The organism is Neobacillus drentensis, assembly GCF_036966985.1.
Taxonomy (GTDB): domain Bacteria; phylum Bacillota; class Bacilli; order Bacillales; family Cytobacillaceae; genus Neobacillus; species Neobacillus drentensis_E.
This window is the reverse complement of the sequence record NZ_JBALSN010000226.1, coordinates 1-6,894: the sequence shown is the minus strand read 5'-3', so window position 1 is coordinate 6,894 and position 6,894 is coordinate 1. Positions and strand designations below refer to the sequence as shown.

Annotated in this window: 9 protein-coding genes and 1 pseudogene; 5 read left to right on the top strand and 5 right to left on the bottom strand. The window is 36.7% G+C overall.

The window, feature by feature from the left end:
* A pseudogene (locus tag V7659_RS15455) lies at positions 1-258 on the bottom strand (diguanylate phosphodiesterase); the annotation flags it as partial.
* 139 nt (positions 259-397) lie between these two features.
* On the opposite strand from V7659_RS15455, the gene V7659_RS15450 reads away from it, so the two are divergent.
* The 5 genes from V7659_RS15450 to V7659_RS15430 all read left to right on the top strand — a co-directional run bounded on the left by V7659_RS15450 (position 398) and on the right by V7659_RS15430 (position 4,725).
* Positions 398-1,252 carry a C39 family peptidase gene (locus tag V7659_RS15450; RefSeq protein WP_335540743.1) on the top strand — a complete coding sequence of 285 codons (855 nt, stop codon included), beginning with the start codon at positions 398-400 and terminating at the stop codon, positions 1,250-1,252.
* A 263-nt stretch (positions 1,253-1,515) separates the two neighbouring features.
* Positions 1,516-2,388 (top strand): metallophosphoesterase, encoded by an 873-nt coding sequence (locus V7659_RS15445; protein WP_335540742.1) that lies wholly within the window; start codon positions 1,516-1,518, stop codon positions 2,386-2,388.
* Positions 2,389-2,575: 187 nt separating this feature from the next.
* Positions 2,576-3,052, top strand: a complete 477-nt coding sequence (locus V7659_RS15440) for a YkyB family protein (RefSeq protein ID WP_335540741.1) — start codon at positions 2,576-2,578, stop codon at positions 3,050-3,052.
* Between the two features lie 158 nt (positions 3,053-3,210).
* Complete coding sequence (locus V7659_RS15435) at positions 3,211-3,411, top strand: hypothetical protein (protein ID WP_335540740.1); 201 nt, start codon at positions 3,211-3,213, stop codon at positions 3,409-3,411.
* Positions 3,412-3,570: 159 nt separating this feature from the next.
* Positions 3,571-4,725 (top strand): aminotransferase A, encoded by a 1,155-nt coding sequence (locus tag V7659_RS15430; protein ID WP_335540745.1) that lies wholly within the window; start codon positions 3,571-3,573, stop codon positions 4,723-4,725.
* A gap of 50 nt (positions 4,726-4,775) precedes the next feature.
* Here V7659_RS15430 and V7659_RS15425 read toward each other — a convergent pair whose 3' ends face one another.
* The 4 genes from V7659_RS15425 to V7659_RS15410 form a co-directional block, all read right to left on the bottom strand.
* Positions 4,776-4,955, bottom strand: coding sequence for a hypothetical protein (locus V7659_RS15425; protein ID WP_026566286.1), 180 nt, complete (start codon positions 4,953-4,955; stop codon positions 4,776-4,778).
* 71 nt (positions 4,956-5,026) lie between these two features.
* Positions 5,027-5,905, bottom strand: coding sequence for an NAD(P)-dependent oxidoreductase (locus V7659_RS15420; RefSeq protein WP_335540744.1), 879 nt, complete (start codon positions 5,903-5,905; stop codon positions 5,027-5,029).
* Positions 5,906-6,080: 175 nt separating this feature from the next.
* On the bottom strand, positions 6,081-6,554 hold the full coding sequence (locus tag V7659_RS15415) for a hypothetical protein (RefSeq protein ID WP_335540739.1): 474 nt from the start codon (positions 6,552-6,554) through the stop codon (positions 6,081-6,083).
* A gap of 88 nt (positions 6,555-6,642) precedes the next feature.
* Positions 6,643-6,894, bottom strand: a 252-nt coding sequence (locus V7659_RS15410; protein ID WP_335540738.1) for an SDR family oxidoreductase, incomplete at its 5' end; no start/stop codon positions are given.

Here is a 6,894-nt window from a genome sequence, read left to right as displayed (position 1 = left end):
TAAAAAAATACTTACATCCTCTTCTAGGGTCAGTGCTTTTTCAAGCGCCATTTTAACTAATAACAAATCCACTTCGTATTTATATTCATCAGGAATTTGATCATCCTGAAAAAAGTTTCCTAAACTAATGATATCTTCTCCAGATTTATATCTCCCTAATACCTCATAGGCAATTACACTTTGTTGATCGGCACTAAAAATCGGTTGAAAATAGGGAAATACATTTTCAAGATCCGATAGTATTTCCAAAGCATCCATCCAAGTACCTCCAAAAATTTTTTCTTATTATACCATACGCTTATGTAAGAATTATCGTTCTTTTCCAAAAGGATACCATTATAGCCGCCTAGAAACAATCATATCCTATACCCAAGTTGTTTGATAAGGAGGATATGTTTTGAAAAGACTTTGTTTATTAACGATGATCCTTCCTATGTTTGGATGTAGTCACTTTGATGCTGATACCAATGACACCATTGAAAAAAAACAGCCTCTCTCTTCGGTAACAGTAGAAGATAAAATACAAACACCCAAATCTTCAGCAACTAAGTTAAATAGTACTCCATACAATTTGAACGATGTAAATGAGCAAGTGATAAATGTTAAGAATACAGTTAATAAAAGTAAGTCGGTTACTACCACCCAAAAGAAAAAAGACTCCGCAATGCTGAATGTAGTGCTAATTAAGCAAAATCCTGAATTACGATACGGTTGTGAGGTCACAAGCCTTGCCATGGTATTAAATTATGCAGGAGTAAAAACAAGCAAAATCGACCTTTACCGATCTGTTCGGAAAGATTCTGACCCGATAATCAAATCACCAAAGGGTGATATTTTACGTTGGGGAAACCCTGCTGATGGCTTTGTTGGAGATATGACTGGCCGGAGAGCAGGCTATGCTGTATTTGATCAACCAATGATTGCCCTAATCAACCAAAAGCTTCCTGGAAGAGCGGTTAATTTAACAAACAAGCCCTTTGATCAAGTATTAGAGCATGTATCAGCTGGATATCCTGTCGTAGTATGGACAACCGGGGATTACCGCCTGCCTGACCGTTGGGAGGGTTGGTACCACGGGAAACAATATATTAAAACTCCCCTTGATTTACATGCCGTCGTCTTAGTCGGGTATGACAACAATTATGTCTACTTGAATGACCCCCTGTCGGGTAGAAAAAAAGTACGGGTTGGAAAGCAACAATTTATATCATCTTGGAAGGCATTAAAAAGCCGAGCCGTTAGTTATCATTAGAACAGGCAGCCAACTTTGGCTGCTTAGGCTGTCGAAAAACTTTCGATAGCCTTTTTTTCTATTCAATATTCTTTAATAATTCACCGCGTTATTTTGTTATAGCTTTTCAACTAGTCTGTTGATTGGCACTCCAGGCACTTCGCTTTCCGGAAAGCGAAGCACCTGNNCAAAGTACCTTTCCACTTGCATTATTTATCGTTTTTAATGAAAATACAGAAAGACTCTACTTTTTTAGGTAAATAAAAGATAGGCTGGTAGAAAATATGGCTAAAAAACAGACGAGGAGAACGTTTTTAAGACGATCATTTGGCTCAGTCCTTACCCTGCTTGGATTAAGTTCGGGGGGATTTCTATATGCCAATCGAATTGAGCCTTCATTACTTGATATACAAGAACTTCAAATAAAACATCCACTAATTCCAAAAAGCTTTGATGGGATAAAACTAGTTCAATTTAGTGATACCCATTTAGGTTTTCAATATAATCTTCACCGATTTACTAAATTAGTAAAGAAAATTAATAGTCTTAAACCGGATATTATTTTGTTTACTGGAGATTTAATGGACGAGCCCAATCAATATACCGAAATTAATAAGTTGATGCCGATTTTAAAGAGTTTACATGCTCCACTTGGTAAGTACTGCATTTTTGGAAATCATGATCATGGCGGATATGGTTCTGATATTTACAGAAATATTATGGTGAACTCTGATTTCAGCGTACTTTTAAATGAATCAGCTCCCGTTAAAATGAGCGATGGGAGCATCATCTATTTGCTCGGAATTGATGATGCGATGTTAGGGAATCCCAATCTGCCATTAGCTTTAAAAAATGTACCTAACAATACTTTTAATATATTATTATCGCATGCCCCTGATCTTGCAGAAACAGCGGCACAATATCCGGTCTATTGGCAGCTCAGTGGCCATAGTCATGGGGGACAGATTAAAATCCCATTTTTGGGAGCACTTGTGACTCCTCCCTTTGGCCAATTATACCCAGAGGGTCTCTATTCAGTTGGTGACGATTCTCACCTATCACTTTATGTAAATAGAGGGATTGGAACCACACGTCTCCCCTTTCGCTTTTTGTCAAAACCCGAGTTAACTATCTTTACGCTTAGACCCGAAAAGTAGGCAAAGAAAAAACTCCTTCTTAATTTTAGATTAGGAGTTTTTTGCTATAAGAAAAAGTTCTTATATTTACGAAAATGTTTGTACATTTTATTGCTTATATTTTACAATAAAATTAACGTTATATTCCCTTTTCTTAATAAAAAAGGTATAATATAAATGTTTTATATAACTGAAAGGAGAACATATTTTGAATCGTGATCAGAAAGGCCCCCTAATCAATCTAAATCTAACCATCGATAACCTCGCACAAGCTATCTTTATTGTGAATCGCCATGCCAAAACAGCACCTAATCCCAAATTATTGTACAAATTAAAACAGGAAACACTAAAGAAATTAATTGACGAAGGTAAAGCGAAAAAAGTGGGTCTCCATTTTTCTGAAAATCCGCGTAATAGTCAACAGCAATCTGACGTGCTAGTTGAATGTGGAAGGTACACATTCCATATGCCTCCAACGAAAACTGACTTTCTAAATCTACCCCATTTTGGGAAATTAGACGAACGAGTAAGAAATCCAAAAGCAACACTTTCCCTTAATTCTGCAAAAGCATTACTTCAACTTTATACAGGTATCTCCGATAACGAGCAAATGCCACCGAAAAATAAAAAGAGCAAAACCTATCAAAAGCCTATCTTCAAAAAATTAGGCGAGAGATACTCTTGAAGTCAGGTCTCCTGGCTTTTTTTATTTTGAAAATCTGTCCATTTTCGCAACAGCTTCGTGATGATTTTGTGAACAATATCACTAAAATATAGACGCGTATTCACAGCAGATTTACAATACAGTTATAAGATAAATCTATTCAAAGAGGTGCTTAACCAATGAAAGGAACTGCGATTCTTTTTCAGGAACAAAAGGTTACATTTATTGAAGATGTTGATCACTCTATTTATAAAGAGATTAAAGAACAATGTGGCTGCGAACAATGTAATTGCAAACTCGGAAATAAATTAGTTAATTTCGGTTTTGTGTCCCCTGTATTTTGGCACGAAGACGAAGTTGACTGGGACTATGGCTACTAAAACACTTTAATTTGTTATAAACTCCCCTCCCCCAAAAACGATCTGAGAGCTCAGATCGTTTTTTTCATTCCTGTTTGGTAGAATCTTCACCCGAAAATAGTCTATAATCATTTTATACATAAAAATGAAATTAAGCCTCACTTGGAAGGATGGTCAATGTTGGAGCATTTAATCAATGAACGCGTAAAAAATATCGAAATTTCCGGAATTAGAAAATTTTTCAATATGGTAGCCGATGTCGATGACTTAATATCTTTTACGATTGGGCAGCCTGATTTTCCTACTCCAGAGCATGTGAAAGCGGCCGGTATTGATGCGATTAAGCAAAACTTCACTTCATACACCCATAATGCAGGAACGTTAGAATTAAGGGAAGCTGCTTGTAATTTCGTTAAAATTAAATATGGCTTGGATTATAAACCTGAATCAGAGGTTATCGTTACTGCAGGGGCAAGCGAGGCAATCGATATTGCATTTCGGACTATTTTAACAGAAGGTTCTGAAGTTCTTCTACCGGGGCCGATTTATCCTGGCTATGAACCAATTATTAATATGATGGGAGCCACAGCAGTCCATGTCGATATTCGACAAAATCAGTTTCGCTTTACTCTAGAAATGATTAAACCCTTTATTACTGAGAAAACCCGCTGTATTGTACTTCCATACCCTTCTAACCCAACGGGAGTGAGCCTCTCAGAATCAGAGTTAAGAGAAATAGCAGATTATCTTAAGAATAAAAATATCTTTATCCTGGCAGATGAGATATATAGCGAGCTTACCTATGATCAGCCACATAAGTCAATTGCTGCTTTTCTAAAGGAACAAACCATCCTCATTAATGGTTTATCAAAATCCCATTCAATGACAGGCTGGAGAATCGGCTTTTTATATGCCCCTGATAGCATCGCAAAACATATTTTAAAGGTTCATCAATATAATATTTCTTGTGCCACTTCCATTGCGCAGAAGGCAGCCTATGCGGCATTAACAACAGGTATTGATGATGCGCTTGTGATGAAAAATGAATATTTAATTCGAAGAGAATTTGTCTTCAAGCGTTTATCTGCTATGGGACTTGATGTAATTAAGCCTGATGGTGCTTTTTATTTCTTTATAAAAATCCCTGAAACCATTGCATTAAGCAGCTTTGATTTCTGCCTTAAGCTTGTTCAAGAAACAAAAGTGGCTGTTGTTCCAGGTAGTGCCTTTTCAGAATATGGAGAGGGCTATTTCCGTTTATCGTTTGCTTGTTCGATGGAATTATTAGAACTTGGCTTGAACCGGCTAGAACAATTTTTAAAAAACTTGAATTAGGGAAAATTTAAGACCCTCACATTGAATGTGAGGGTCTTAAGTTATAAGTATTACTGCCCTTTGTATTTCCCATCATTTTTAGGTGCTTTTTCTTTTTTTGCCTTTTCTTTATGAGCTTGATTTGCCGCTGCTGAACCTATTTCAGTGGCGAATTCTTCGTTGGCCACTGCAGAATCAAACCCCTTTTTATTTTTTTGTTTAGCGTCGTTCTTTTTCGTCCGTTTAGCCATGATACAGTTCCTCCTAATTCATGATTTCTCTCATAGTTTCAAATAGATAGGAGGAATTTATTCATAAACTATTATCTCTTCCAATATTTATAAAGCGCTTGGGTACCGCTATTTTCTTCGCCTCTTTCGGCTAATTGATCATATAAAGACTTTGCTAAGGAAAGACCTGGTACTTCCATTTCCATTCGTTCTGCTTCATCGATCGCAATTTTCATATCCTTAATAAAATGCTTTATGTAAAAACCAGGTTCAAAATTTCCTGCTAACATTCTTGGAGCAAGATTACTCAACGACCAGCTGCCAGCGGCTCCCGTAGTTATACTTTTAAGAACATTTTCAGGGTCCAGGCCAGCTTTTTCAGCATAAATAATTGCTTCACAGACACCCATCATATTTGAAGCAATCGCAATTTGATTGCACATTTTTGTATGCTGCCCCGCACCTGGTTTACCATGATAGACTACGTTCGTTCCCAGCATTTCTAAAATAGGCCGTACCTCTTCAAAAGCTTCCTTTTCACCCCCAGCCATGATCGAGAGCTTAGCCTCTTTTGCTCCCACATCTCCACCAGATACTGGTGCATCTATGGCCTGAATTCCTTTTTTCTTTGCTTCCTCATAAATTTTAAGCGCAAGTGAAGGGGAGGAGGTTGTCATATCGATCAAGTAACTACCTGGATTTCCATTATATATTAAACCATCTCTACCGAAGTATATTTCCTCCACATCGGTTGGATAACCGACCATTGTAAATGTTACCGATGCCTTTTCAGCCATCACTTTGGGTGTTGCTGCCCACTCTGCACCTTGATTTAATAGTTCTTGTGCTTTTTCCTTTGTCCTTGAATACACCACTAAGGAGTATCCCGCCTTTAATAAATGTCCTGCCATACTTTTTCCCATAACCCCAGTACCAATAAAACCAATCACCGTATTTTCTGGTGTAAGCAACATCATCATCCCTCTCATGTTTTTATCTTATTTATTTTAGCATTATACAAAAAAAATTTGGCAAAAAAAAAANNNAAAAAAACCGGAGCGTCCCAATCGCTCCAGCCTTTGTGCTCCATCTCCAATATTATGCACATTTTTATTTTGTCCTTTTTCATTCCAACATAATCATAATTTACAACTCTGATGAAAAGTTTGTTAGATAGGCACGGCCGAATACTTCTTGATTATTAAATACTTCAATCGAAACCGCATTATCCTTTTCAATCATGTTTTTAAGTTCATGAATATGTAAATCTTCCTTCAGTGGAAGCGGGTCCATAAAAATATATTTTCCGCTTTTTCCTTTTACTTCTAAATATTCACCGTTTAACACTTGATCTTCGCCGTAAACTATTTCTCTTTTACCAATTGCAGCTGCTAGTTTATCATCATGAATAGTCACTTTTACCTTATATAATTGCTGCCCTGATAAGATTTCATTGTTAATTCGAAAACGGAACTGTAATTCATTATTCTTTGTCAACAAAGCATCTGCATAACGATTGACGATTAATTCATTGGAAAAAAGTAAACCACAGCCACTCATTAGCATGGACCCACATAGAACCAAGAGCAAAACAGTCATTAATCGAATATTTTTCAGCATGTAATAACACTCCCTTAATATTTTTACCATAGCCAAAATACATCGGTAATAAACGTAAAGAAAGGTTAATATAGGAAAAAACTTTGTTTTAGATTGCTTTGATCATCCCTCCATCTACTAAAAATGAACTGCCTGTCATATAGGAATTAGCATCAGATAACAGGAACGCTGCAACATTTGCAAATTCCTCAGGAGTTCCGTATCTTTTTAAAGGAATTCCTTCTTTAGCCTTTAATGCAACTGTTTCCCTGTCAACCCCTAATTTATCTGCGTTTACTTGATCTAAATGATTAACGCGGTCCGTTGCAATTCGACCAGGCGCAATCGTATTAATTAAAAT